This window comes from Blautia sp. AM47-4 (genome assembly GCF_003479865.1).
Lineage (GTDB): Bacteria > Bacillota > Clostridia > Lachnospirales > Lachnospiraceae > Fusicatenibacter > Fusicatenibacter saccharivorans.
The window spans coordinates 19,484-46,311 of record NZ_QUHY01000011.1; the positions used below are offsets into that span (position 1 = coordinate 19,484).

General features: G+C 49.0%; 16 protein-coding genes and 1 pseudogene. 13 read left to right on the plus strand and 4 right to left on the minus strand.

The window, feature by feature from the left end; all coding sequences use genetic code 11:
* Positions 1 to 36: 36 nt before the first annotated feature.
* The 3 genes from DW965_RS09070 to nhaC all read right to left on the minus strand — a co-directional run bounded on the left by DW965_RS09070 (position 37) and on the right by nhaC (position 3,534).
* A complete protein-coding gene (locus tag DW965_RS09070; RefSeq protein WP_022462626.1) occupies positions 37 to 876 on the minus strand; it encodes a TraX family protein in 840 nt (279 codons plus the stop codon).
* A gap of 294 nt (positions 877 to 1,170) precedes the next feature.
* Entirely contained in the window at positions 1,171 to 2,046 is an 876-nt protein-coding gene (locus DW965_RS09075; protein WP_119198301.1) for an MBL fold metallo-hydrolase, read from the minus strand.
* A 72-nt stretch (positions 2,047 to 2,118) separates the two neighbouring features.
* On the minus strand, positions 2,119 to 3,534 hold the full coding sequence (nhaC, locus tag DW965_RS09080; RefSeq protein WP_117813417.1) for a Na+/H+ antiporter NhaC: 1,416 nt from the start codon (positions 3,532 to 3,534) through the stop codon (positions 2,119 to 2,121).
* A 226-nt stretch (positions 3,535 to 3,760) separates the two neighbouring features.
* Between nhaC and DW965_RS09085 the strand changes: the two genes are divergently transcribed.
* From DW965_RS09085 to DW965_RS09120, 8 genes and pseudogenes are all read left to right on the plus strand, one after another.
* Positions 3,761 to 4,948, plus strand: coding sequence for a GTP-binding protein (locus DW965_RS09085; protein WP_055225755.1), 1,188 nt, complete (start codon positions 3,761 to 3,763; stop codon positions 4,946 to 4,948).
* Between the two features lie 198 nt (positions 4,949 to 5,146).
* Positions 5,147 to 6,106 (plus strand): TIGR03943 family putative permease subunit, encoded by a 960-nt coding sequence (locus tag DW965_RS09090; protein WP_118666873.1) that lies wholly within the window; start codon positions 5,147 to 5,149, stop codon positions 6,104 to 6,106.
* A gap of 220 nt (positions 6,107 to 6,326) precedes the next feature.
* On the plus strand, positions 6,327 to 6,911 hold the full coding sequence (pth, locus tag DW965_RS09095) for an aminoacyl-tRNA hydrolase (RefSeq protein WP_119198302.1): 585 nt from the start codon (positions 6,327 to 6,329) through the stop codon (positions 6,909 to 6,911).
* 5 nt (positions 6,912 to 6,916) lie between these two features.
* On the plus strand, positions 6,917 to 10,441 hold the full coding sequence (gene mfd / locus DW965_RS09100) for a transcription-repair coupling factor (protein WP_119198303.1): 3,525 nt from the start codon (positions 6,917 to 6,919) through the stop codon (positions 10,439 to 10,441).
* A gap of 187 nt (positions 10,442 to 10,628) precedes the next feature.
* Positions 10,629 to 12,038, plus strand: coding sequence for a SurA N-terminal domain-containing protein (locus DW965_RS09105; protein ID WP_119198304.1), 1,410 nt, complete (start codon positions 10,629 to 10,631; stop codon positions 12,036 to 12,038).
* 247 nt (positions 12,039 to 12,285) lie between these two features.
* Positions 12,286 to 12,573 carry a hypothetical protein gene (locus DW965_RS09110; protein ID WP_055220917.1) on the plus strand — a complete coding sequence of 96 codons (288 nt, stop codon included), beginning with the start codon at positions 12,286 to 12,288 and terminating at the stop codon, positions 12,571 to 12,573.
* Between the two features lie 215 nt (positions 12,574 to 12,788).
* Positions 12,789 to 13,673 carry a homocysteine S-methyltransferase family protein gene (locus DW965_RS09115; protein ID WP_117510893.1) on the plus strand — a complete coding sequence of 295 codons (885 nt, stop codon included), beginning with the start codon at positions 12,789 to 12,791 and terminating at the stop codon, positions 13,671 to 13,673.
* Positions 13,674 to 13,983: 310 nt separating this feature from the next.
* Positions 13,984 to 14,693 (plus strand): annotated as a pseudogene (locus DW965_RS09120) (HAD family hydrolase).
* Between the two features lie 114 nt (positions 14,694 to 14,807).
* On the opposite strand, the gene DW965_RS09130 reads toward DW965_RS09120, so the two are convergent.
* Entirely contained in the window at positions 14,808 to 16,169 is a 1,362-nt protein-coding gene (locus DW965_RS09130) for an MATE family efflux transporter (protein ID WP_117805277.1), read from the minus strand.
* 299 nt (positions 16,170 to 16,468) lie between these two features.
* Here DW965_RS09130 and DW965_RS09135 point away from each other — a divergent pair, with 299 nt between their 5' ends.
* The 5 genes from DW965_RS09135 (at position 16,469) to pulA (ending at position 26,686) form a co-directional block, all read left to right on the plus strand.
* The gene (locus tag DW965_RS09135) at positions 16,469 to 18,043 is read left to right on the plus strand and encodes a carboxylesterase/lipase family protein (protein ID WP_119198307.1); all 1,575 of its coding nucleotides are present in this window, start codon (positions 16,469 to 16,471) and stop codon (positions 18,041 to 18,043) included.
* Positions 18,044 to 18,191: 148 nt separating this feature from the next.
* On the plus strand, positions 18,192 to 19,763 hold the full coding sequence (locus DW965_RS09140; protein WP_117761311.1) for an AAA family ATPase: 1,572 nt from the start codon (positions 18,192 to 18,194) through the stop codon (positions 19,761 to 19,763).
* A 166-nt stretch (positions 19,764 to 19,929) separates the two neighbouring features.
* Positions 19,930 to 21,249: a carbohydrate ABC transporter permease gene (locus tag DW965_RS09145; RefSeq protein ID WP_243036551.1), complete on the plus strand. Its 1,320-nt coding sequence runs from the start codon at positions 19,930 to 19,932 to the stop codon at positions 21,247 to 21,249.
* Positions 21,249 to 22,127: a sugar ABC transporter permease gene (locus tag DW965_RS09150; protein ID WP_227094136.1), complete on the plus strand. Its 879-nt coding sequence runs from the start codon at positions 21,249 to 21,251 to the stop codon at positions 22,125 to 22,127. The genes DW965_RS09145 and DW965_RS09150 overlap by 1 nt, the downstream gene beginning before the upstream one ends.
* 593 nt (positions 22,128 to 22,720) lie before the next feature.
* Positions 22,721 to 26,686 (plus strand): type I pullulanase, encoded by a 3,966-nt coding sequence (pulA, locus tag DW965_RS19125; protein ID WP_158582827.1) that lies wholly within the window; start codon positions 22,721 to 22,723, stop codon positions 26,684 to 26,686.
* The last annotated feature ends 142 nt before the right edge of the window (positions 26,687 to 26,828 follow it).

The window sequence follows — 26,828 nt, forward strand, 5'->3', positions numbered from 1 at the left end:
CCAGGCGGCGCAGGTGCACTTCCGGGTGTCCGTTTTTTAAACAACCGCAACCCCCGCCATCCCCAGTACCGCCGCAATCGCAAACAGCACCAGCAGATGCACCGGATAAAACGCATAAAACGGATACTTCAGATTCAATCCTCGTTTTCCGTTATAAAAATGCACCGGGATCATCGCCAGAAAACAGGTGATTTCATTCAGGCTCAGCAGCGTAAGTACGGCGCAGCCAATTCCAATACAATACATCTTATTGTTACGCAGGTTATACATCAGAACAATCGTCAGAATTCCCATCGCACTGTAATCGGTTTTCAGCAGTGTAGCAACAGTGCATGCCGCTACGATCACCAGCAGTTTTCCAATGGAAACTTTCCAGTTGGCTCCCCGCCAGTTTGTACCGTCCTGATGCGTTTTTTCATCAATCTTCTGCAGGAAAATCATCATCACAAGGCCGATAAACAGAGTGAAAAATACATTCTGATAATTCAGATAAAACGGTTTTCCCGCAAATGCAAGGTCAAACGGAACTTCTGAAACCAGTGCGAAAATACCAAGATTCAGAGCATACTTTTTCACATCATGTGTATGTAGAAATCCCTCAATTAACAGAAAACAGAAAATTGGAAAACTGATTCGTCCGATGGCACGCATAATCATGTCCGCGTAATAAATCACAGCTGTGTTTCCTGTGGAGAGAAATGATGCGCCTCCGTCCGAAGCGTTCACCGCATCCAGAAGACCACGGGAAATCAGGATTCGGTCGAAAAGTACAGCTGCAGTGTGGTCGATCAGCATACAGACCATCGCAATGATTTTCAAGGTACTGCCGGGAATTTTACCGGCGCTTTTTACGGGTTTCGCAGTAGTAGCTGCCATATAAAACATCCTTTCTGGAACGCAAACGAAAGGCAGACTGTGCAAGCCGTCTGCGGATCAGGTTCCTGTAACGACAAACAGCAGAAAATCCTGCTGTTTTGCCAGAGTTGTAATACTATGATTATACGTTCTGAGGAGGTTAATGTCAAAGAAAAAACAGTTCTGAAATAACGCAGAGTATGGTAGAATCTGCCAGTCGGGTAAATGAAAATAGAAAGCGTCTCCGGGCTCATCCCAAAACGAACGGGGCAGCGTACTAATTCGTAAACCAGAATTGGTACGCTGCCCCGTATTTTAAAATACATCCAGGTCTTTTCCGTTCACGACATATCCGTCATACCCTGCATCCCGGATTTCATCCAAGATCGCGGCATCGCGCCATGCCATCTCGGCGGCAAGGTTTTTGTGGTTATCCTGTACATTCATATGGTAAATCCGGTGATACGTAACGAGCAGCTTCGGATTTGCCTTTTTTGCAACACCGGCAAGATCCGTGCTTAACGTATGCACTTCCCGGTGGTATTTCTGCCATTTTGGTTCGCGGCAGGAAATTCCGGCGGCGTATTCCACTTCGTGCAGCAGGATATCACAGCCTTTCGCTTTTTCTGCCACGAGATCCAGCGGAGCGGTATCGCCGGTGATGACGATCGTGCGGTCCGGTGTGGTGAATTTATAGCCGTAGCATTCCAGTGTTCCGTGGCTGACCGGAAAAGCCTCCACCGTAACCAGGTCATCCCGGTAGATAATGCCGGATTCAATTTCTGTTACCTCAACGCGGTAGCCGGATTCGTTTGCTTTTTCGAAACCGTGAATTCGGAAATCAATGTCGGTTTCATAGGCCTGTAAGATATGATCGGTCATGTGCTGTAAGCCCTTTGGCCCGAAAACTTTCAATGGAACCGGGCGCTCCAGCACCCACGGAGTAAAAATCAGATCCGGGTATCCTGCGGTATGGTCTGTGTGAAGGTGCGTACAGAAGGCAACGGTCAGAAGATCCGGCCGCAGGGCATCTACGCCGTTAAAATAGGCGGCTGAGGCCTGGCGGACAACGCCAGGGCCAAAATCTACCAGATAAGCACGGTCACCGACCACGACAGCGGAGGAAGGTCCGTTGGCATTCGGACACGCATTTGGTGTGCCGGTTCCGAGAAGAACAAGTTTTGTCTGCATTCTTTCTCTTTTCCTTTTCTTTTTTGTTTCTGTTTCTGTTTATGATTTTCTGTTACGATTTCTGCTTTTGCCTTATTTCTCTTCTTTTGATTCATTGTTTTGGGTTTCCGGAAGATGCTTAATGGAAATTCCGGTAAATCCGTAGAAAATACTGAAAACCGGGGTCAGGTAAAGCAGGAATAAGTACGGGAAAAATGCCGACCATGCAACACCAAGTGTGCCGGCCATGTATACGCCGTAGCCATGCCATGGAATCATAGGACCAGCCATAGTTCCGGAGTCTTCGAGGCAGCGGGAAAGAATTTCCGGTGCAACCTTGCGCTCTTGAAAGACAGGTGCCATCAGACGGCCGGTCAGAACGTGTGCCATCGGCTGGGAGCAGCTGATGAGGCTGGTCACGTAACCGACAATCATCGTTGCCAGGATCATACTTCCATCGCTATTGATTCTCTTTACAATCGCCTGAAGAATGTGATCCAGTACACCGAGTTTTTCCAGCATGCCGCCCATGCCGACAGCAAAGCAGATAATGGCTACGTACTGGAGCATGCTTCCCATGCCGCCGCGGTTTAAGATGGATTGTAATACCGGTTCTTCGATTGTGGTTGTGTAACCGTTGTAAGCTGTGCGGATGATGCCCTGCAGAGTATCGTGCTGCACAAAATAGGAAACAAATCCGGCAGCGAAGCTGGAAAGACCAAGTGCAGAGATCGCATTTACTTTGCAGAGGAGCAATACAATAATCAGGATGGCAGGGATCATGGTAATCCATCCGAGCTGGAATTCACCGTTTAAAGCATCGATGTAAACGGTAATGCTTCCCTCGGTATAGCTTCCGCTGGTCTGCTGGAAACCGAGAATAGTAAAAAGAATTAAGGTAATTACATACGTTGGAAGGGTGGTCCAGAGCATCGAGCGGATATGATCGCCAAGTTTGGCATCTGCAACGGCCGGAGCAAGGTTTGTGGTATCGGAAAGAGGACTTAATTTGTCACCGAACATGGCACCGCAGATGACAGCACCGGCTACCATGCCAGGATGGATACCCATGGCGTTTCCGATCGCCATCATGGCAACACCTGCGCTTCCGACGGAACCATAGGAAGTACCGGTTACAATACTCAAAATGGAGCAGAACAGCAGCGTCAGAGGCAGCAGCCAGGACGGGTTAATCATTTTTAAGCCCCAGGAAATGATGGTGGCAATGGTGCCACTCTGCAGCCAGGTGCCGATCATGACACCGATGGCCATCAGAAGGCAGAGCGTCGGGACGACCATACGGATGGCATCGTATGCGCCGGCAACAATGTTGGCGTAAGAAATACCGAAAATCTTACAAAACAGATAGATAAAAATCCAGCTTGCAAACAGGCCGATCATAGGACCGCCGGTTTTCAGGCGGATACAGACTGCGACGGATACGATGATCAGCAGCAGCAAAAGCAGTGACTGTGGCAGATTGAGTTTTTTTTCTTTCGTTCCACTCATAAAAAAATCCCCCATTCATAGGTAAAATGATTTGCCCATTCAACGCGTTAAAGTAGAAAAGACATGTAATATATTATAATGGTGAAATGCAGAAAAAGCAAGGGAAATTCTCTTGATTTTTTGTTCTATGGTTGCTATAATAAGCGTGAGTGTGGGGCGGAGGATAAACTTCGGCCCTTTTGCAGCTAACTATAAACGGAATCAACAAGATAAAGAGGTTAAATCAATGACAAGAATAGACATTATTTCAGGTTTCCTGGGCGCAGGAAAAACAACCCTGATCAAAAAACTCCTCGGAGACGCACTGAAAGGCCAGCAGGTTGTCCTGATCGAGAACGAATTCGGTGAAATCGGAATCGACGGAGGCTTCTTAAAAGATGCCGGTATCGAAATCCGTGAAATGAACTCCGGCTGCATCTGCTGCTCTCTTGTGGGAGACTTCGGCGCAGCATTAAAAGATGTTATCACCAAATATCACCCGGACCGCATCATCATCGAGCCGTCCGGCGTAGGTAAACTCTCCGACGTCATCAAGGCTGTAGACGGTGTAGAAAAAGAAGCAGGCGTAGCCCTGAATTCCGCAACAACCGTAGTCGACGTTATGAAATGCAAAATGTATCTCAGAAACTTCGGCGAATTCTTCGAGAATCAGGTAAAGAGCGCAGGAACCATCATCCTGAGCCGTACCGATAAAGCCGATACGGAAAAAGTAGAGGCAGCAGTAAAGATGCTCCGCGAACTGAATCCGGAAGCACACATTATTACCACACCGGTTGAAGTACTGGGTGGTAAGAAAGTACTCGATACGATGGAAGGTGCCATCATCAACCTTGCGCAGGTAGAAGAGGAAGAGCATCATCACCATCATCATGACCACGACGAGTGCTGCTGCGGCCATGACCACGATGAGGAGCATGAGCACCATCATCACGATCATGATGAGGACGAACATGAACATCATCACCACGACCATGACGGCGAGTGCTGCTGCGGCCACGATCACGACGAGGAGCATGAGCATCATCACCACGACCATGATGACGAGTGCTGTTGCGGCCATGATCACGACCATGAGCATCATCATCACCACGATGACGAGTGCGGCTGCGGTCATGATCATCATCACCATCATCACGCAGACGAAGTTTTCACAAGCTGGGGTCAGGAGACTGTGAAGACCTTCACCAAAGAGCAGATTGAAGGCATCTTAAAGAAACTTTCCGAGGATACCGCTTATGGTATGGTTCTTCGGGCCAAAGGTATGGTAGCAGGCGCCGATGGACAGTGGATCTATTTCGATATGGTTCCGGAAGAGTACGAAGTACGTGACGGAGCACCGGAATTCACCGGAAGAATCTGTGTCATCGGTTCCAAATTAGCAGAAGATAAGCTGGCAGAGCTGTTCGGACTGTAAAAATACAAAGTAGCTGCGAAAATTACGGTCCGCAGGGTACCTGTGAACTGTAGTGAAGCTGCCGCATCAGAAACAAAATCCGATGTGGCAGCTTTTTTCTTGATTTAGAGACAAAGCAAAAGGCACGTCCGGAATCTCAGCCGCAAAAGCAAGTGCAGAAAGATTCCGGGAGTACGTCAAAGACAACGGAGGTACAAAATGTACGAAGAAGACGAAGTAGAAATTCCGATTTATCTCATAACAGGATTTCTGGAGAGTGGAAAAACCTCTTTTATCAATTTTACCGTAGCACAGGACTATTTCCAGATCGACGGACCGACCCTTCTGATCACAACCGAAGAAGGTGAAGTAGAGTACGACGAAAAAGAACTGCTCAAACACAACACCGTCCTGGAAATCGTAGAAGGACCAGAGCAGTTTACCCTGGATTACCTGAAAAAACTGAACCGCAAATACCGCCCGGAGCGAATCATTCTCGAATACAACCCGCTCTGGAGCGTAAAAAAACTCGAAGAAATGGAACTGCCGCGCGGTTGGGGCATCGTACAGGAGATCGTGACCGTCGACGCAAGCTGCTTCCAGATCTATATGCAGAACATGAAATCCGTCTTCATGGAGATGGCAAAAAATGCCGATATGGTCATGTTCAACCGCTGCCGTCCGGAAGATCCGCTTCCATCCTTCCGCCGCAGCATCAAAGTAGTCAACCAGGCGTGCGACGTTCTGTTTGAGAATGAAGAAGGCGAAATTGACAACATTTTTGAGGATCAGATGCCGTTTGATACCGATGCCGATGTGATCGAGATTGATGACGCCGATTACGGAATCTGGTATGTCGATATGGGCGACAACCCGGAGCGCTACGAGGGCAAAACCGTTCATTTCCGAGGCATGGTATTAAAGAGCAAAGACGTCGGAGCTGATTTCTTTGTCCCGGGTCGTATGGCAATGACCTGCTGTGCAGACGATACTTCCTTTATCGGTTACGTCTGCAAATGCGCAAGCGCCAAATCTCTCGTGATGGGTTCCTGGGTTGACGTGATTGCAACGGTAAAATGGGGCTATATGAAGGTTTACGATGGCGAAGGCCCGGTTCTGTATGCAAAAGAAATCAAACCGGCCAAGAAACCGGAGAGCGAACTGGTATACTTTAACTAAACATTGCCGAAGCATTTCAGCGAATAAAAGAGCAGGAAAAAGGCTGCTCTTTTGTTCGTGTTCTTTCTTTATGACAGATGGAAAAACAATATATCATTTTTCGGTGCGGCGAAGCAGCTATTCGGTTATGCGCAAGTAGCGAAGTGGATGGAGAATATCCGTTTTGACCGTGATGTGAACAAAAACTGCGCCGGAAAATGGTCTGATGACAGGAGAATTTATGTATATTATAGTAGGTCTGGGAAATCCAACGCGCCAGTACGAAGGGACGAAGCACAATGTCGGATTTGATACCATCGATTATCTGATCGATGAATATCAGATCCCTTCCTCCGGTACAGGCCACAAGGCTCTGTTCGGAAAAGGCATGATCGCAGGTCAGAAGGTTATCGTTGCAAAGCCGATGACGTATATGAATCTGAGCGGTGAGTCTGTGCGGGAGCTGGTGAACTATTACAAAGTGGATCCGGAGAGCGAGCTGATCGTGGTTTACGATGATATCAGCCTGGCGCCGGGACAGATCCGTATCCGCAAAAAAGGAAGCGCGGGCGGCCACAATGGCATCAAAAACATCATCGCTAATCTTGGCACCGACCGCTTTATGCGTGTGAAGGTCGGCGTCGGTGAGAAACCGAAAAACTGGGATCTGGCGGACTACGTGTTAAGTCCGTTTACGAAAGACGAACGTCCCCTTGTAAATCTGGCGATCGAGCATGCGGCAAAAGCAATTGAGCAGATGCTGAACGGGGATGTGGACGCAGCTATGAATGAGTATAACCGCAAATCTGCAAACCCGGCAGAGTAAGGAAAATGAAAGCGTTATTAGAACCGATCAAAGAAATTGCCCGTTTTGACGAGCTGTTCCGTGATCTGAAAAAAGGAACCGCAGGTGTGACGGTGATCTCGGGCTGTCTGGAAAGCCAGAAAGCCCACATGATTGCAGGTCTCTCCGAGGATGCCCCGGTGCGGCTTCTGATCGCGGAAAATGAATTAAAAGCAAAAGAATTATATGAGGATTACCGGCTGTACGATGCGGAGACGCTGTATTATCCGGCGAAGGACCTGATTTTCTATCAGGCAGACATTCACGGAAATCTGCTGATCCGGCAGCGGCTTCAGGTGATCCAGGCACTTCTTGAGCGGAAGGAAGTTACCATCATCACCAGTGTAGGGGGATGTATGGACTTTCTTCTGCCTCTTGGCGTGTTCGAAAAACATTGCATCCATCTGCGCAATGACAGCGAACTCGATCTGGATAAAATAAGAAAAGAGCTGGTGCGGCTCGGCTATGAGAGTACCTTTCAGGTGGAGTCGACCGGTCAGTTTTCCGTCCGCGGCGGCATTCTCGATATTTATCCGCTGACGGAACAGAACCCGATCCGGATTGAGCTCTGGGGCGATGAGATAGATTCCATCCGAAGCTTCGATGCGGAGAGCCAGCGGTCGATTGAAAACCTCGAGGAAATCACAATCTATCCGGCATCGGAGCTGATTTTAACAGAGGATACGATTGCGCGCGGCGTAAAAGCTATAAAAAAAGAGGCGAAAGCGCAAAGCACAAAATTCCGCGACAAAATGATGACAGAGGAAGCGGCAAGGATCCGCCGTGCAGCAGAGGAAATCTGCGACCGGATCGGAGAAGGCGAAATTCTGCAGGGAGCGGAGCAGTATCTTCATTATTTTTATCCGGAGACCGTCTCGTTTCTTGAGTATCTGCCGGAGAACAGCCGCATTTTCCTCGATGAGCCGAACCGCATCATCGAGTGTGCCGATGCGCTGGAAGCAGAATTTCAGGAGAGCGTGAGCCACCGTCTCGAAAAGGGATACCTCCTGCCGGGACAGGCGAAGCTGATGTGCAGTACGGCGGAGCTTGTGGCAAAACTGAACCGCCGCGGCTGTGTTGCCGTATCGCTGATGGAGCCGCAGAAGGGCGAGTGGAACATCCGCGATGAGTTCAGTGTGACGGTGAAATCGGTCAATTCGTATAACAATCAGTTCCCGCTTCTGGTAAAAGATCTGAAATCCTGGAAAAAAGCGGGTTACCGTATTGTACTGGCGAGTCCGTCGCGGACGAGGGCGCAGCATCTGGCGGAGGACCTGCAGAATGAGGAGATTCCGGCCTTCTACAGCGAGAATGAGGAGCGTGTTCTGAAACCGGGCGAGGTCATGCTGATCCACGGCGCGGCCCGCAGAGGCTTTGAATATCCGATGCAGAAATTTGTGCTGATCACAGAGACGGATATTTTTGGAAAAGAGAAGAAGAAAAACCGGAAGAAATCGGAGTATTCCGGTCAGAAAATCCAGAATTTTGCGGATCTATCGATCGGTGACTATGTCGTGCACGAGAGCCACGGTCTTGGTATTTACCGCGGTATCGAAAAAATTGAGATGGACCGCGTAACGCGTGATTACATGAAAATCGAGTATGCGGGCGGATCGAACCTCTATGTGCTGGCCACCCAGCTCGATACGCTGCAGAAGTATGCGTCCGGCGAAGCTGCAAAGGTGCCGAAGCTGAATAAAATCGGCGGTCAGGAATGGAATAAGACGAAAACACGGGTTCGCCATGCGGTAAAAAATATCGCACAGGATCTCGTGAAGCTGTATGCCGAGCGGCAGGCGTCATCCGGCTATCAGTTCGGAAAGGATACGATCTGGCAGAAGGAATTTGAGGAACTGTTTCCGTTTGAGGAGACGGACGATCAGCTTGCGGCGATCGAGGCGACAAAGGCGGACATGGAGAGCAAAAAGATCATGGACCGCCTGATCTGCGGCGATGTCGGATACGGCAAAACCGAGGTTGCAATCCGTGCAGCGTTCAAGGCAGTACAGGAGAGCAAACAGGTCGTCTACCTCGTTCCGACCACCATTCTGGCACAGCAGCATTACAATACGTTCGTTGAGCGCATGAAGGACTTTCCGGTGCGCGTTGATCTTCTGTGCCGGTTCCGCACGCCGGCAGAGCAGAAAAAAACGCTGGAGGATCTGAAAAAAGGACTCGTGGATATTGTCATCGGAACACACCGCGTTCTGTCGAAGGACGTAAAGTTCAAAGATCTTGGCCTTCTGATTGTCGATGAGGAGCAGCGGTTCGGCGTGACGCATAAAGAAAAAATCAAACAGCTGCAAAAAAATGTGGATGTTCTGACACTGACGGCGACGCCGATTCCACGTACCATGCACATGAGCCTGATCGGCATCCGGGATATGAGTGTGCTCGAGGAAGCACCGCAGGATCGACAGCCGATCCAGACCTTTGTCTGTGAATACAATGAAGAAATGGTTCGCGAGGCGATTAACCGTGAACTTGCGCGGGGCGGGCAGGTTTACTATGTCTATAACCGTGTCCAGTCGATTGCGGATATGGCGAACACGATCCAGAAGCTCGTGCCGGATGCAAATGTAGGCTTTGCGCACGGACAGATGAAAGAGCGTGAGCTGGAAAAGATCATGTACGGCTTTATCAACGGAGAGATCGATGTGCTCGTGTCAACAACGATCATTGAGACAGGACTCGATATTTCGAATGTCAATACCATGATTATCCATGATTCCGACCAGATGGGACTGTCACAGCTCTATCAGCTCCGCGGCCGCGTCGGACGGTCGAATCGGACTTCCTACGCATTTCTGATGTACCGCAGAAACAAGATGTTGAAGGAAGTGGCGGAGAAGCGTCTCCATGCGATCCGTGAATTTACGGAGATGGGAAGCGGCTTTAAAATTGCAATGCGTGATCTTGAGATCCGAGGCGCCGGAAATCTGCTGGGCGCAGAGCAGTCGGGCCATATGGAATCGGTTGGATACGATCTCTATTGTAAAATGCTCGCAGAGGCGGTTAAAGAGGCGAAGGGCATCGCACCGGCAGAAGCGTTCGAGACAACGATTGATCTGAATGTCAGTGCCTATATTCCGGACAGCTACATCAGCAACGAGTCTCTGAAGCTTGACACCTATAAGCGAATTGCGGCGATTGAAAATAAGGAAGAGTATGAGGACATGACGGAGGAGCTGACCGACCGCTTCGGGGAACCGCCGAAAAATGTACAGAATCTTCTGGCTGTTGCAGAACTGAAAGCGCTGGCGCACTGTGCGTATGTGACGGAGCTGAAACAGATGGGCGATTCGGTACGAGTCACCTTACAGCAGCATGCAAAAATCGATGTGGCGCGGATTCCGGAGCTGCTGCAGAAATACCGAGACGAACTGAAATTCCAGATGGAGTCGCTGGCGTTTGTCTACACGCCGCGGCGGAGAAATTCAAAGGAAAAGATCGATCTGCTGGAGAAGAGCCATGCACTGGTGGAAGATCTGCTGCAGATCACACAGGAGTGAAATACTCGCATAACCACAAAATCGTGTGAAAAAGGCGTGAACAGGGAAGAAAAAAGTTGCCCTGTATCAACAAAAAGGGTATAATAGGAAAAGCGTTTATAAAAATCGATGCAGGACCGGAAATTCGAACGTGTAAAAAGAAAAACTCTTTTTGAGCATACATTTCGCCCTGCATGAGGAGGAAGTAATGAAAAATTTAAAAGCAAAAGCAGTCTGCGTTATGCTGAGTGCTTCGATGGCAGCGATGGGACTGACTGGCTGCGGTTCCGACAATGTGGACGGAACAAAAACGGCAGTTACTGTAAATGACGAGTCGATTACACTCGGACAGGCAAATTTCATGCTGAGATATCAGCAGGCAACCATGTACAATTATTATTCCAAGATGTACTCTATGTACGGAATGCAGATGCCGTCTGAGATGTACGACAAGGAAGGCGACGATGGAAAGACTACCGGGGAAACGTTCAAGGAGCAGTCTCTTGATACGATCGAAAAAGAGCTTCTGATGCGGCAGCACGCAGAGGAATACGGAATTTCCCTGACAGACGAGGAAAAACAGCAGGCGAAAGAGGCTGCACAGGCATTCGCAGATAAGAACGGTGACGATGTGATGAAAAAGCTGCACGCAACCGTTGAGGACATCCAGGATGCACTGGAGCTGTATGTTATTCAAACCAAAATTTATGATCCGATCATCGCAGATGTAGATACCGAGGTATCCGATGAAGAGGCAAAGCAGACCTCCATCAGCTACATCACGGTATCCACAGCAGGAACCGAGAAGGATGACGATGGAAAAACGATTGATTTGACGGACGAGGAAAAAGCGGCAAAGAAAGAAATCGCACAGAGATTCCTGGATCTCTTAAAAGAGTCTGAGGATCCTGCAGCCGCATCGTTTACCGATCTGCGCAAGGAGCTGAACGATCAGTTAAATGCGGAGAATACCGCAGATTCCACCGATTCTGCCGACAGCTCCGATGAGAGCAGCTCTTCTTCCGATGCTTCCGACACAAGCGCATCCGACGCTTCAAGCGCGAGCACATCGAGCAGTTCCGCCAGCGATTCCTCCTCTGAGGTTTCTTATCTGACCTCTTCCGAGACATCCTTTGGAACCGGATCGGAGAAAGACGATGACGATACCTGTTCTCTTGGAGATAAAGTAGCGGAAGAAGCAGCAAAGCTGAAGGATGGCGAGTATTATGACGGTGTCATCGAAGGCGACGATGCATATTATGTGATCCGTGTAGATAAAGCATTCGACGAGGATAAAACCGAGTCCAGAAGACAGACTATCATTTCCAACCGCAAATCGGATAAGTACAACGATACACTGGATGGATGGGTAAAGGAGAGCGATATCAAGGTCGCATCCAACTGGAAAAAACTTGAAGTAACGGACGCAGATCTGTATACGATGACAGTTGACAGCGCTTCTACAGATTCCACAGATGGAACCACAACCGACAGTACAACAACGGACAGTACCGCAACGGACAGTACAACGTCTGACAGCACGACATCAGGCAGTACCGAAACGACATCGACAAGCAGCACAGGCACTGCTTCAACGTCTTCAAGCACTGCGGAATAAAAGCATACGATACAGGACAAACGGCAGCCGGATCCGGGAGAGGGGTCCGGCTGCTGTTTGTGTCTGAAAATATTTTTGAACAAAAAAAAGAAAATAATAGGGAATTTGTAGAGTAAATTGACAATAGTAAGAAGTTCATTTAAAATGAAATTACAACCAGAGTGTATCTCGCAAATTGCGGAAATAATTTTTCAGACACGCTCTAATGTTCAGGCGAAAACGATGTACCAGGAAAGAAGGTGGAGAAATGAAGAAGGCAGTAATTTCCGTACTTGTCGGTACAGCAGTATTGGCTTTCGTTGCGTGTGGAAAAAATGCTGCAACGGAAAACAGTTCCGATTCGGGTGTTTCAACGGTATCGGCATCCTCGCAGGTGGAAAATGGACAGAAAGCAACCCGTGTGAACCAGGGAACAAATTTGTCTCCGGGGTCACCGAAGAATATCCCGTCCGGTGGGGGGAACAGCTCGGGCAGGACACATCATTCGGAGACGCATCATTCGGAGACACATCATTCAGACGCGCATCATGATTGAGAATGTCGGGGTTTGCTGAACATTCATGAACAGAAACAGACGAAGGGGTATCCAAAACGGATACCTCTTTTTTTACTTGTCGGGAAAACAATACAATGCTATACTGAACATGAATTTGACGCGAAAAGCGCGGCAGGTTCAGAAAAAACAGCCGGGATTTGTCAGTATACGCGGACATGTGCTGCAGGTAACTCGGGCAGAATGGAGAAAAGAAAATGACAAGAGAAGAATTTGAACAGCTTGCCGGAGCAGGTGTCATTTTATTGGATGGCGCAACCGGATCAAATCTGACAAAAGCGGGAATGCCAAAAGGAGTCAGTACAGAGCTTTGGGTTCTGGAGCACCCTGATATTCTGGCAAATTTACAGAAGGCTTACGTGGAGGCGGGAAGCCAGATTGTCTATGCGCCGACCTTTGGTGCAAACAGATTGAAATTAGCGGATTATGGAAGAGAAAACGAGGTGGAGGAGCTGAACGCACGCCTGGTGGATATCTCGAAAAAAGCGCTTGCCGGAACGGGTGCGCTGATCGCGGGAGATTTTTCCACACCGGGAAAAATGCTGCAGCCAAAAGGCGATCTCTCTTATGAAGAGCTGCTGGAATCCTACACAGAGCAGGTAACAGCGGTAGCAAATGCAGGCGTTGATCTTCTGGTAGCGGAGACGATGCTGAGCGTAGACGAAACGTGTGTCTTTATGGATGCTGCACTTTCTGTCTGCGATCTGCCGATTATGTGTTCTCTGACGCTGGAAGCAGACGGTTCTGCCCTGTTCGGCGGAAACGCTGTGGAAGCAGTTGAGACACTGCAGGAAATGGGAGCATCCGCCGTAGGACTGAACTGCTCGGTCGGACCGGATCAGCTTGAGGCAGTCGTAAATTCCATGAAAAAAGTGGCAAGAGTACCGGTTATCGTAAAACCGAATGCCGGCCTGCCGAAAATCACGCCGACCGGTGAGGCAATCTACAGCATGGATGCGCCGACGTTTGCAAGATATATGAACATTCTGGTAGACGCGGGTGCAGGCATTGTCGGCGGCTGCTGCGGAACAACACCGGAGTATATTCGTCTGGTGAAAGAAATGCTGGATGCGAGAAAGTAAATCAAAGGTTACAATTTGCAGAAAACTGTGAGATGTAATGAATTCCCCTGTTGCGGACAAAATCTGTACAGGGGAATTTTTTTGCGTTACCGGAAACTTCGTTGAATTTTCCGATAAAGTAAAAAGCCCTCCGGGCAGGATTCTTTCTTACAGAGAGCAAGACAAAACAGGTTTCAACGATCTGGTCTGATGGACAGCCCGGGTAGAGAAAAAAGATAGGAAGTCTGGAAAAAAGACATGGAATTGTGGAGAAAAGTCTGGTAGAATACGTGTCGTGTGGAAAACTTTCCGTAAGAAAGGATGATGAAGGATGTATCAGAATTATATTTTTGATTTATATGGAACTCTGGTAGATATACATACGAATGAAAAGAAAGCGTATCTCTGGAAAAAAATGAGCCTGTTCTTCGGCATGAAAGGGGCCGCCTATGAGCCGAAAGAACTCCGGATGGCGTATGAGACAAAAATCAAAGAGCAGGAAGCTGCGCTTAAAATGGAATGCCGCGGCAGCCATGTACCGGAAATCGACATTGCGGATGTGTTCCGGCAGCTGTTTGAGGATCAGGCTGTTTCGGTAACGGAAAAAGAAATTGCAGATCTGGCGAAAATGTTCCGTGCGATTTCGATAGAAGAACTGAAACTGTTCCCCGGCGTGCCGGAAATGCTGCAGCGTTTAAAGACGCAGGAAAGAAGGTTTTTCTGCTGTCCAACGCACAGGCGCTTTTCACCGCGCCGGAAATTTCCCTGCTCGGCCTTACGAAATACTTTGACGGAATCCTGCTCTCATCGGATGCCGGTGTGAAAAAGCCGGATCCGGCGTTTTATGAGATGCTGCTGAAGCAGTATCACCTCGATCCGGCAGAATGCCTGATGACAGGAAATGACGACATCGCTGACTGCCACGGTGCAGCCTCTGCCGGAATCGCAAGCTGTTACGTGGCAACGCGCCAGTCACCGAAAATCAATGGTCCGCTGCCGGAAAACTGTGAGAAGATCGCGGCGATTGCAGAGTTGTTCTGATTAAAGAGCATTCAGCAGCACTCCTGAAAAAATAATGCGAAAAAAGGGGCTGTCGCACTACGTTCATTTTCTTAGTGCAACAGTCCCTTTTGCTTATGTCCGGAAAGGAATCCTTCAGTTTTTCCGCATTCCTTTATCCCATCGGAATTTCCGATAGCAGGCATAAATCAGAACACTGCATACCAGCCATCCCGCCGGATAACCAAGTGCAATCGGAATGATGGAATCAAATATATGAGACATCACAAACAGGTAAATCTGGCGGAACACGACGAAGCTTCCGAGCATTACGATCATTGGTGTTCTGGTGTCTCCTGCGCCACGCAGGACGTTAGAATAAACCTGGTTGACGCAGCAGAGAATGTAGAACGGGGAGAGGAGATACAGGAACAGGGTTCCGTAACGAATCACAGCTGCCTCCTGGTTAAACAGATAGACCATTTGCGGAGCGAAAATCAGCAGAGGAATCATCATCACAATGGTTACAAGCTCAGCAAGCAGGAATGCGGTTGTAGCACCCTTCTTTGCACGGTCAATGTAGCTGGCACCGACGTTCTGTCCGGTGAAGGTGGTCGAAGCAAGACCAACACTCATCATCGGCAGCATCATAAACTGGTCGATTTTCATGCAGGCACTCCAGCCTGCCATAACATCCGAGCCGAATACATTGATATAGGACTGCACGAAAACGTTGGAAACGGAAGTCACCATCTGCTGGATCGCTGCCGGCAGTCCGACGCAGACGATGCGGTACAGCAAAGACCAGTCCATGCAGAGCTTTTTCCAACAGATGCGGTATGGGCCGTCTGTTGTGGTCAGCACATACAGCGTCAGAACCGCCGAAAGGCACTGTGCAATAACGGTTGCAAGCGCCACACCCTCGATTCCCATGCCGAAGGAAACGACAAACAAAAGATCGAGCACGGTATTGACAACAGCGGAAAAAATCAGGAAATACAGCGGATGGCGGGAATCGCCGACAGCGCGGAGAACGCCGGAGCCCATGTTGTAGAACATCAGACCGGCAACACCGCCAAAGTAAATTTTAAGATACGTTGCTGACTCGCGGATGACGTCGTTCGGCGTACTCATCATGCGGAGCATGTACGGTGTAATGAAGATGCCGAGAATAGTAAAGACAATAGAGAGAAAAAATGTCATCACCAGTGTCGTGCTGACGGTGCGGCTGACCTTTTCATCCGCCTTTGCGCCATAATACTGAGAGATAATGACACCGGCACCGGTGGAAAGTCCCATGAAAAAGCCGATCAGAGAATTGATGATCGGACCGACGGAGCCGACGGCGGCGAGTGCTTCCTTGCCGACAAAGTTGCCGACAACGATGCTGTCAACGGTGTTGTAAAGCTGCTGGAAGAGATTTCCGGCCATCAGCGGAAGCGAGAAGAGAAGAAGCTGTTTCCAGATAGAGCCCTGGGTCATATCGCGGGCTTTGCTCTTTTGTACTGTTTTCGTCATAGTAGTCCCCTTTTTTACGTTGATTTTACCTTCTTTTTTATTGTAGCACTTTGAAGTTGTGATGGAAATATCAGTTTTTGACGCGATTTTCGGACTTTATTGATATAAACAGCCGAAAATAAAAGTGAAAAGAATTGTTTCTGAAAAAATTGTCTGGTATAATAAGGAGCAGATGCGTAAATGCAAAAACAACAGATGCTTCAAAGACCGGTGCAAAAACGGAAAGATCAGGGGGATTTTGCGGTGGTTTTTTGGAAACTGCGCGTCACAGAACAGGATAGAAAGAAGGTAACTGAAATATGGGAGATTATTTTGTATGCAGTAAAACAGATCCGGTAGTAGAGACAAAGGCGGGAAAGGTACGTGGCTTCCGCCTGAATACGACATACGCGTTTCATGGAATCCATTACGCCGAGGCGGACCGTTTCCAGATGCCGCAGCCGGTGAAACCGTGGAAAGGAATCAAAAATGCGCTGGCGTACGGCTATGTATGTCCGCTTTTAAAGCAGGACGAGCCGAACATGGAGGTGCTGGTACCGCATCGTTACTGGCCGCAGGACGAGCATTGCCAGAACCTGAATGTCTGGACACAGAGTCTTGATCCGGGTGCGAAAAAGCCGGTCATGGTATGGCTCCACGGCGGCGGCTTCAGCGCCGGCTCTGCGATTGAGCATGTGGCATATGAGGGGGATCACTTAAGCGAGTTCGGTGATGTCGTTGTTGTTTCCGTGAACCATCGGCTGAATATCCTCGGTTATCTCGATCTCTCGCCGTTTGGCGAAAAATACAAAAATTCTGCGAATGCAGGAAACGCAGATATGGTAGCTGCATTGCAGTGGGTACATGACAATATCGCGGCATTCGGCGGAGACCCGGAGAATGTTACGATTTTCGGTCAGTCCGGCGGCGGTATGAAGGTGGCAACGCTGATGAATACGCCGGCAGCAGACGGCCTGTTCCAGAAGGGTATCATCGAGAGCGGTGTTTATGAGGCAAAGGTTTATCAGAAAGAGGACGGAGACGGCACCGCGATTGTGAAGGCTCTGTTAAAAGAACTGAATCTGGACGAGTCCGAGGTGGAGAAGCTTGAGACGATCCCGTATTATGAGCTGTCAAATGCGTACAATAAAGTTGAGGCAGAGGTTGCTGCGAAAGGCTGCTATATCGGACAGGGACCGATGGAGAATGGCTGGTTCCACGGAAATCCGATCAAGTGCGGATTTACGGATCACGCTAAAACGATTCCTGTGCTGGCAGGAACCAACATCGGTGAGTTTGATTTTGGACCGGTTGTGCCGGGAAAACATGAGATGAACCGTGAGGAACAGATTGCGTTCCTGACGAGAAAATATGGCGATGCAACGCCGGAGCTGATTTCTCTTTTTGAAAAAGCATATCCGGACAAAACAATTGTGGATCTGTGGTCTGTGGATACGTTCTTCCGTCCGGAAACGATCGAATTCATTCGTCAGAAATCGGAGTTTACAGAAGCGCCGACTTATTCCTATCAGTTTACCTATGAATTCCCGATCGATGGCGGAAAAGCCGCATGGCATTGTGCCGAGATTCCGTTCGTATTCCATAACATCGACCGCATCGCCGTATGCAATGTCCCGGGCGAAACAGACCGTCTGCAGGAGCGTATGGCCACCGCCTGGATCAACTTTGCCCGCTACGGAAGCCCGGAAACCCCATCCCTCCCGAACTGGCCGGCATGCACCCCAGGGGATGAAGCAACCATGATTTTCGACAGAACCTGTGAAATTCGCCGCAACTTCGATCACGAGCTGGTGAAAAAATTGGTGGAAACCGAGTATAACCCGATGACACCGGTTGTGGAAGACGAGGAAGAGGACGCGTTCTTTATTCATTAATTAATTGACTCATAGCAATCCCAGAAAAAACAGCCAGAATGTTTTGCCTCAGTTAAAAACATTCTGGCATTTTTCAACTTATGCTAAATTGAACTTAAGGCAAGAATATCGTATGATAGAGGTAGAAAGAGAAAGGCGCAGGTGGAATATGGGAGTTTATCTGAATCCGGGAAATGAAAAATTTGCAAAAGCGGTTCAGTCCGAAATTTATGTGGATAAAACAGGGCTGATCGAGTATACCAATCAGGTGATTAATACTGTGCAGAGATATGTCTGTGTCAGCCGTCCGCGGCGCTTTGGAAAATCTATGACGGCGGATATGCTGACGGCTTATTATGGGAAGGAATGCGATTCCAGAGAACTTTTTTCTGGATTGAAAATTTCTCAAAATGCTGTATTTGCACAGCACTTAAATCAATATCCTACGATTTTTTTGAATATGCAGGAATTTCTGAGCCGGAGCAAGGAAATTGGCCAGGTGATTGACCGTGTTCGAAGAATGCTGCTGCGGGAACTGAAAAACAGTTATCCGGACGTGGACTACTTTGACGATACGGATCTGGTAGAATCGCTGCAGGATATTTATGCGGCAACAAAACAGTCGTTTGTCATTATCATTGATGAATGGGACTGTGTTTTCCGGGAATATCAGCAGGATAAAAAAGCACAGGAAGAGTATCTTGATTTCCTGCGGGATTTTCTGAAAGATAAGGTTTACGTAGCACTTGCCTATCTGACGGGTATTCTGCCGATCAAAAAATATGGAACCCATTCTGCACTGAATATGTTTGATGAATTTACAATGCTTGATCCAGGGCCGCTCGCAGAATATGTAGGATTTACGGAGCAGGAAGTAGAAGAACTCTGCGGCCGGTATCAGATGGATCTGGCAGAAATTAAAAACTGGTATGACGGCTATTCGTTCCCGGGAGAAAGTTCGGTTTACAGCCCGCGTTCGGTTGTCAATGCCATGCGATTCCGGAAAATCGGCAATTACTGGAATCAGACAGAAACATTTGAAGCACTACAGTGGTATATTGATCTGAATTTTGACGGCCTGCGGGATGACGTACTGCAGATGATGGCAGGGAAAAAGATTCCGGTGAACACGGGCAGTTTTACGAATGATATGACAACTTTCCGGACAGAGGATGATGTGCTGACACTGCTGATTCATCTTGGATATCTTGGTTATGAGGAACAGAATAAATATGTTTTTATTCCGAATGCCGAGGTACAGTCAGAATATGCCAGTGCGGTAACCGTTTCCCAATGGGGAGATATTTCAAAGGCACTGAAAAATTCCGCAGATCTTCTGCAGGCTGTGTGGGAAAAACAGGAAACACAGGTAGCAGAGGGAATTCGGCTGGCACATTTTGAAACGTCACAGCTTCAGTACAATGATGAAAATGCGTTGAGCTATACGATTTCACTGGCGCTGTATGCAGCACGGAATTTTTACACGGTTTACCGTGAACTGCCTGGGGGAAAAGGGTTTGCGGATCTTGTTTTCGTACCAAGAAAAAGATACCAGGACAAACCGGCGCTGGTTGTAGAACTGAAATGGGACAAAACAGCAGAGGGTGCGCTTGCGCAGATTAAGGACAAAGAATATTGCAGAAGTCTGGAAGAATATCAGGGAAACTTGCTTCTGGTAGGAATTAATTATAATAAAAAGACAAAAGAACATGTTTGCAGAATTGAGGAATATCAGAAGTAAAAGGGAGAGGAGGTATTATGAATATTGAAAATCGTAATATTCGTTTTACTTCAACGGTAATTTGCAGGATCTTTTTGGGGATTTACTTGAAGATTTGCTGGTGGGAGAGAATCAGATTCTTGAGGGAAAGACGACAAGGTGGGAAGATGAGCAGAAAAACAGTCAGATCCTGTCTTTCCCGGACACGGATACATCGGAAGAGCGCGTTATTTTTCTGGGACTGGGAAATCTGGCTCACAAACAGATCGTAAAGGGTATTTTATTTCTGGCAGTAGAAATTGCGTATCTCCTGTTTATGATCGAAGGCGGTATCAACAATCTCTATCATCTCATCACCCTGGGCGGCCGTGCGCAGGAAGAGGTGTGGAACGAGGCCAAGGGTATTTATGAATATACCGGCGGCGATATGACAATTCTGTTCCTGCTCTACGGAGTAGCAACGATTTTTATTACGGTTCTCTTCTTTATGATCTGGCGTGTCAATATGAAGAGTGCTTATGAGGTAGAGTGTCGCGCAAAGGAAGGGAAACATATCAACACCATCAAAGAGGATCTGGAAGCACTCGTTGACAAAAGACTGCACTGGACCCTGCTGACACTTCCGATTCTCGGTATTGTGATTTTCACAATCCTTCCACTGGTCTTTATGATCTGTATGGCTTTCACCAGCTACAGTAAAGTCGGCGACCATCTGACGATTTTCCACTGGGTTGGACTGAAAAATTTCAGTACGGTTCTTGGCATGGGCAACTCGATCGGCAAGACATTCTGGTCTGTTCTTGGATGGACCCTGATCTGGGCTGTGCTCGCTACCTTCCTGAACTATATTCTTGGTATGATTCTTGCGATTGTCATCAATCGTAAAACAACCCGCATCAAGGGATTCTGGAGATTCTGTTTTATGCTTTCCGCTGCAATTCCGCAGTTCGTTTCTCTTCTTCTGATGCGTACGATGTTAAAGGACAACGGCCTGATCAACAACCTCTTGGTTCAGGCCGGTCTGATCAGCAGTCCGCTTCCGTTCCTGACAAATGCGACCTGGGCGAGAGCAACGGTTGTTATCATCAACCTCTGGGTTGGTATTCCGTTTACCATGATGCAGGTTACCGGTATCTTACAGAACATTCCGGGTGAGCTTTACGAGGCAGCCCGTGTTGATGGCGCAGGTCCTGTGACAATTTTCTTTAAGATTACGCTGCCGTATATGCTGTTTGTCACGACTCCGTATCTGATTACGACGTTTACGGGTAATATCAACAACTTCAACGTTATTTATCTGCTGACTGCAGGAGCACCGGTTCCGGTCGGAGCAACCGCCGGAAAGACGGACCTTCTGGTTACCTGGCTGTACAAGCTGACGGTTGACTTACAGTACTTTAACGTTGGTGCGGTTGTCGGTATTCTTACCTTTGTCATTCTGGCTGTGGTTTCACTGATTACGTACCGGAATACTGGTTCTTACAAGAACGAGGAGGGATTCCAATAATGAATAACAAAGAGAAAAAAACACACTCCATGAAAGCGCGTGGAATGATTTCCGATGTGATTGTACATGTGGTTCTGGCACTGCTTGCGATTGTGTGGGTGATTCCGGTTCTGTGGATTGCACTCTTAAGCTTCAGTACACAGAAGGGATCTTATGTTACCAGCTTTTTCCCAAAGGGATATACGCTTCATAACTATGTGCGTCTGTTTACGGATACGCAGGTTTTAGACTTCCCGCAGATGTTTAAGAATACGTTTATCATTGCTGTGTTCAGCTGTCTGATCTCTACGATATTCGTGCTTTCGGTTTCTTACTGTATGTCGAGAATGCGTTTTAAAATCCGTAAGACTTACATGAACATTGCGATGATCTTAGGTCTGTTCCCGGCATTTATGTCGATGGTTGCTGTCTACTATATCTTAAAGGCAGTTGGTCTTTCGGAGGGATCGATGATCCGTGTGGCATTGATTCTGGTGTACTCGGGCGGTTCCGGAGCGGGATTCCTGCTTGCAAAGGGATTTTTTGATACGGTTCCGAAGGCACTGGATGAGGCGGCTTATCTGGATGGAGCAACGAGATTCCAGGTATTTACGAAGGTGACAATTCCACTGAGTAAGCCGATTATTGTGTACACGACTTTGAGTGCATTTCTGGGACCGTGGCTGGACTTTATTTTCGCAAAGGTTATCTGCAGAGCGAATGCAAAGTATTATACGGTTGCACTGGGTCTGTGGAAGATGCTGGAGAAGGAGTATATCGACAGCTGGTATACTTGCTTTGCGGCGGGAGCGGTTTGCATTTCGGTGCCGATTGCGATTTTGTTTGTTGTAATGCAGAGATATTATACAGATGGGCTTTCAGGAGCCGTCAAAGGATGAGTTGTGGAGCAGCCGATGAGGGGTCGGCTGCTCTATTTGTGTGTGGGGGGGGGGAGGGACGGATCTGGCTCCGGCGCCGTGGCACCTGCCGCACAGACGGGCGCGGTGGCATCGGCGGGCGGATGATGACGTGTGGGAGGCGGTGGATTGAGGAACCGAGGCTATTCGACAGGAAATCTGATGATTTCCCGTCTCAGAGCCTCTTGACTTCCGGCCTGGATGGCCGTCCGTCATCCTCACTCCACTGCCTCCCACGCGTGCATCATCCGCATGCCGCCGATGCCAATGCGCCTGTCTGCGCGGCAGGTGCCACGACGCCGGAGCCAGATCCTGGGGTTGGAGGACGGGAGGAGTGGTCTGGATCTGCCCGGAGGCAGATCGGCGTGAGATTGTTGTGTGTGGAAGGGGAGAGTGTGTTGGAGGACGGGGAGAGGGGCTGGATTCGCCTGGAGGGCGAATCGGCGTGAGTTTGTTGACTGGTGCAAAGTTTGGAGATAGAATGAAAAAAATATTTTCGGAGTTTTTTGTGCTTGATTTTATGAGAACAGAAAAGTTTCGGGAAGATATTGTGTGAAATTTGGAGGTTTTTGGGTATGGATAGGATTCGACTGAATGCTTCGGAGTGGATGGATTTCCGGAGTGGAGAAAAGAAGTGTTTTTTGCTGACAAACGGACTGGGAGGTTATTGTTCGCTGACGGTGATGGGGAATGCGGCGAGGAATGATCAGGCGCTGTTAATGGGAGCATTGAAGGCGCCTACGGTGCGGGAGCATCTGATTTCGAATGTCTGGGAGACGTTGGAGGTGGATGGTGAGGAGACGGAGCTGTTTTCACAGGAGTTTGTGAATCGGACGCAGAATGTGGAGGGGTTTCGGTTTCTGGAAGGGTTTGAGATGGGGAGTCTGCCGGTATGGTTTTACCGGGTGAAGGGGGTTGAGATTGAGAAGACGATTGGGATGGTTCAGGGGGAGAATACGGTTCTTGTCCGGTATCGGGTGAGAAGTGGGAAGAAGGGGAGTTTTTCGGTTCGGCCGGTGATGCGGTTTGCGGCGAAGGGGGAGCAGCTGCAGGAGGGGCAGGATTTTGCGGTGGACCGGAAGTGTATTGCGAGCAATGGTGTGATTCTTTCTTATGGGACAAATGGGGAGCTTCAGATGGAGAAGGAGAGGATCTGGAGGGATTTGTTTTTTGAGCAGGATGCGCGGGATGGAAGAGATGGCATCGGAAGTGCTGTCGTGAATCATCGGATTCGGTTTGAGATGACGGGAGACGGCAGGGAGCAGGTCTTTTTTGTTGTGTATAGTCTCGCGGATGATGTGGATAAGTGGGATGAGGAAAGGATTGCGCTGTGGATAGAAGAGGAAGAGAAGCGGCAGGAGATGATTGCGGAAAAGTCCGGGATTTCTGATCCGGTGGGAAAGCGGCTGGCGGTGAGTGCGAGTCAGTATATTACGGAACGTGCATCGACAGGTGGGAAGAGTATTATGGCTGGTTTTCCTTATTTTGCGGACTGGGGGCGGGATACGATGATTTCGCTTCCGGGATGCACGCTGGCACTTGGGGAGTATGAGGCGTGTAAGAGCATTCTTCGGACTTTTATGGCATATACAAAAGAAGGACTGATGCCGAACCTGTTTCCGGAGGGGGATGCGCTTCCGATGTATAATACGGTGGATGCGGCACTTTTGTTTCTGGATGTGGTGTATGAGTATTACCTTGAGACAGGAGATGTGGAGTTTGTACGCGAGGCGTTTCCGGTGATGGAAGATATTGTGTTCTGGTATCAGAAGGGAACGGATTTCCATATTAAAATGGACAGTGACGGGCTGATTATGGCCGGGGGCGGCCTGGAGCAGGTGACGTGGATGGATGTGCGGATTGACAAGGAGCTGCCGACACCGCGTCACGGAAAGCCAGTGGAGATTAATGCATACTGGTATAATGGTCTGAGGATTCTGGAAGAGCTGGCACCGTTTGTCGGAAAGGATGGATCGGTGTATGGGAAGCTTGCGGAGCAGGTGAAGAAGAGTTTTCTCGAAAAGTTCTGGATGGAAGAGGAAGGATATCTGAAGGATGTGCTGAACGGCACGTATGAAGAGAAGCAGTTCCGATGCAATCAGGTCTTTGTGCTGGCGCTTCCGTTTCAGATGGTGAGTCAGAAGCAGGGGCAGCGGATCTTACAGGCGGTCAAAGAAAAGCTGTATACGACAGCAGGACTGCGGTCATTGGAAATGGAGGATCCGGCGTTTCATCCATGGATCGGCGGAAGCCAGCCGGAGCGTGACAGGGCATATCATCAGGGGACAGTCTGGGGATTTCCGCTTGGGGCGTATTTCCGTGCGGTGCTGAACTATTTCCCGAAGGAGGGAAAACAGGAAGTGCGCCGCGGACTGGACCGTCTTGCGAGCTGGATGCAGGAAGGATGTCTGTTTCATCTGGCGGAGATTTATGATGGTGCGGCGCCGGTGATGTCGAAGGGCTGCTATGCGCAGGCGTGGAGTGTCGGAGAGATTCTGCGGGTTTACAAAGAAATGGAGGGAAAGAAGATGAATGCGGTGGTGAAAAGAACGCCGGCGGAGTGGAAAAGCTTTTTTGAATCGGAAGAATTTGTGGAAAACTTTACGTACGAAGGAGATGACCTCGGTGTCTCGGTGAGAAAGAGCAGGGAATGTGATGAAAACTGGCAGATGCCGAAAAAGGATGAGCAGTTTGTGACAGAGTGGAAGCTCTGGGCGCCGACAGCGATGGAGGTTTCGCTGGAGCTGTTTTCCCGCGGCAGCAGCCGTGAGCGCGGGGACCGAAAAATAGCCTCGATTGCGATGACGCGCGGCGAAAAGGGTGTCTGGAGCTGTGCAATGCAGGGAGCCTGGTATGGAACGTATTATACGTATCATATCCTGCACTCGGATGGTGTCTTTGATACGACAGATCCGTACGGCGTGGCTTCCGGTATTGATTCGGAGCGGAGCATGGTGGTGAATCTTGCAGAGACGGACCCGGCAGGCTGGGAGCAGGATGAAAGACCGGAAATCCGGCCGGAGGATCGTTGTGTGTATGAGCTTCATGTGAAAGATTTTTCGAGTGATCCGCATTCCGGTATTTCGGATAAACACCGTGGAAAGTTTCTGGCGTTTACGGAAGAAGGCACGACGCTGAACGGCGACGGGATTCATGCGACGGGGTTCGATTACCTGAAATCGCTTGGCATTTCTCATGTGCATCTGCTTCCTGTTTTCGATTTTGGCAGTGTGCCGGAAGATGATGCGGAAGCGTTCAACTGGGGATATGACCCGGTGCAGTACAATGTGCCGGAGGGATCCTATGCAACCGATCCGTTCCACGGGGAGGTACGTATCCGGGAAATGAAGGAAATGGTTCAGGCGCTGCATAAGGCCGGCATCGGTGTGATTATGGATGTGGTATACAATCATACGTACAATCTCGATTCGCCGCTTCAGAAAACAGTTCCTTATTATTATTACCGTGAATGGGAGGATGGCACGATTTCCAATGGCTCCGACTGTGGAAACGAGACGGCAAGTGAAAGGGAGATGTTCCGCCGCTTTATGGTTCACTCGGTTTGTTACTGGGCGAAGGAATATCATATCGACGGTTTCCGCTTCGATCTGATGGCACTGCATGACACGGAGACCATGAATGCGATCCGCACAGCTCTGAACCGGATGCCGCGCGGCGAGGAGATTCTGGTTTACGGTGAACCGTGGAAAGCAGCGGCAAGCGCAATGCAGGAGGGATATTTTCCGTCGGATAAACAGAATATCGGAAGGCTGATGGATGGCATTTCCATGTTCTGCGACGATACGAGAGATTCGATCAAGGGAAGCGTTTTTATTGCCGCAGAGGGAGGCTATGTCAATGGAAAAGAGCGTCTTTCCGCAGGAATACTTTCTGCGACAGATGGCTGGATGGACGGAAAAGGAGCCTACGAGCCGCGCAATGCGAGCCAGCTGATTCCGTATGTGTCGGCACATGATAATTATACACTGTGGGATAAATTAAAACTGTCCGATCCGAAGCGGAAGGAGGATGCGGAGCCGGATTTTGACAAGATGGATGAGCGGACGCTTTCGATGAACCGTCTGGCGGCGGGCATTGTGATGACCTGCAAGGGAATGCCGTTTTTCCAGGCGGGTGAGGAATTTGCGCGCACGAAGCATGGCGAAGGAAACAGCTTCAAATCGTCGTGGCAGCTCAACAAAATTGACTGGACACGCGCCTTAGAGCAGGAAGAGCTGGTGGACTATTACCGTGGTCTTCTCGCTCTGCGCCGAAAATTTCAGGCATACGGAACGTGCGAGCCGGACTGTAAAAAGACATTTTTCCGTGAAAACCAGATCGCAGGTTACGAACTGGAATACCCGAATGGCCGCGCAGTCTGCGTCTTCTACAATCCATGGGAAAAAGAAGCTTTGCAGAAACTCCCGGAAGGAAACTGGAAACTGCTCTGCGATGGAAAACGCTGTGCAGAGGATGGAGCAGAGATGAAAGAAAGCATGATGCTTCCGGCAAAATCGATGGTTCTGCTGGCGCGGGAGTAAAATTGTAAATTTTGTCCCTTTTTGTCGGAATGCTGTCTGCGGAAACGGGCATCGATCATTCTGCCAGGCGGCGAGCGGGAATCAATTGTTTTTCGTTTAACAGAAAAATGCACTGTGGAATTGTCCGACGACGTTCCACAGT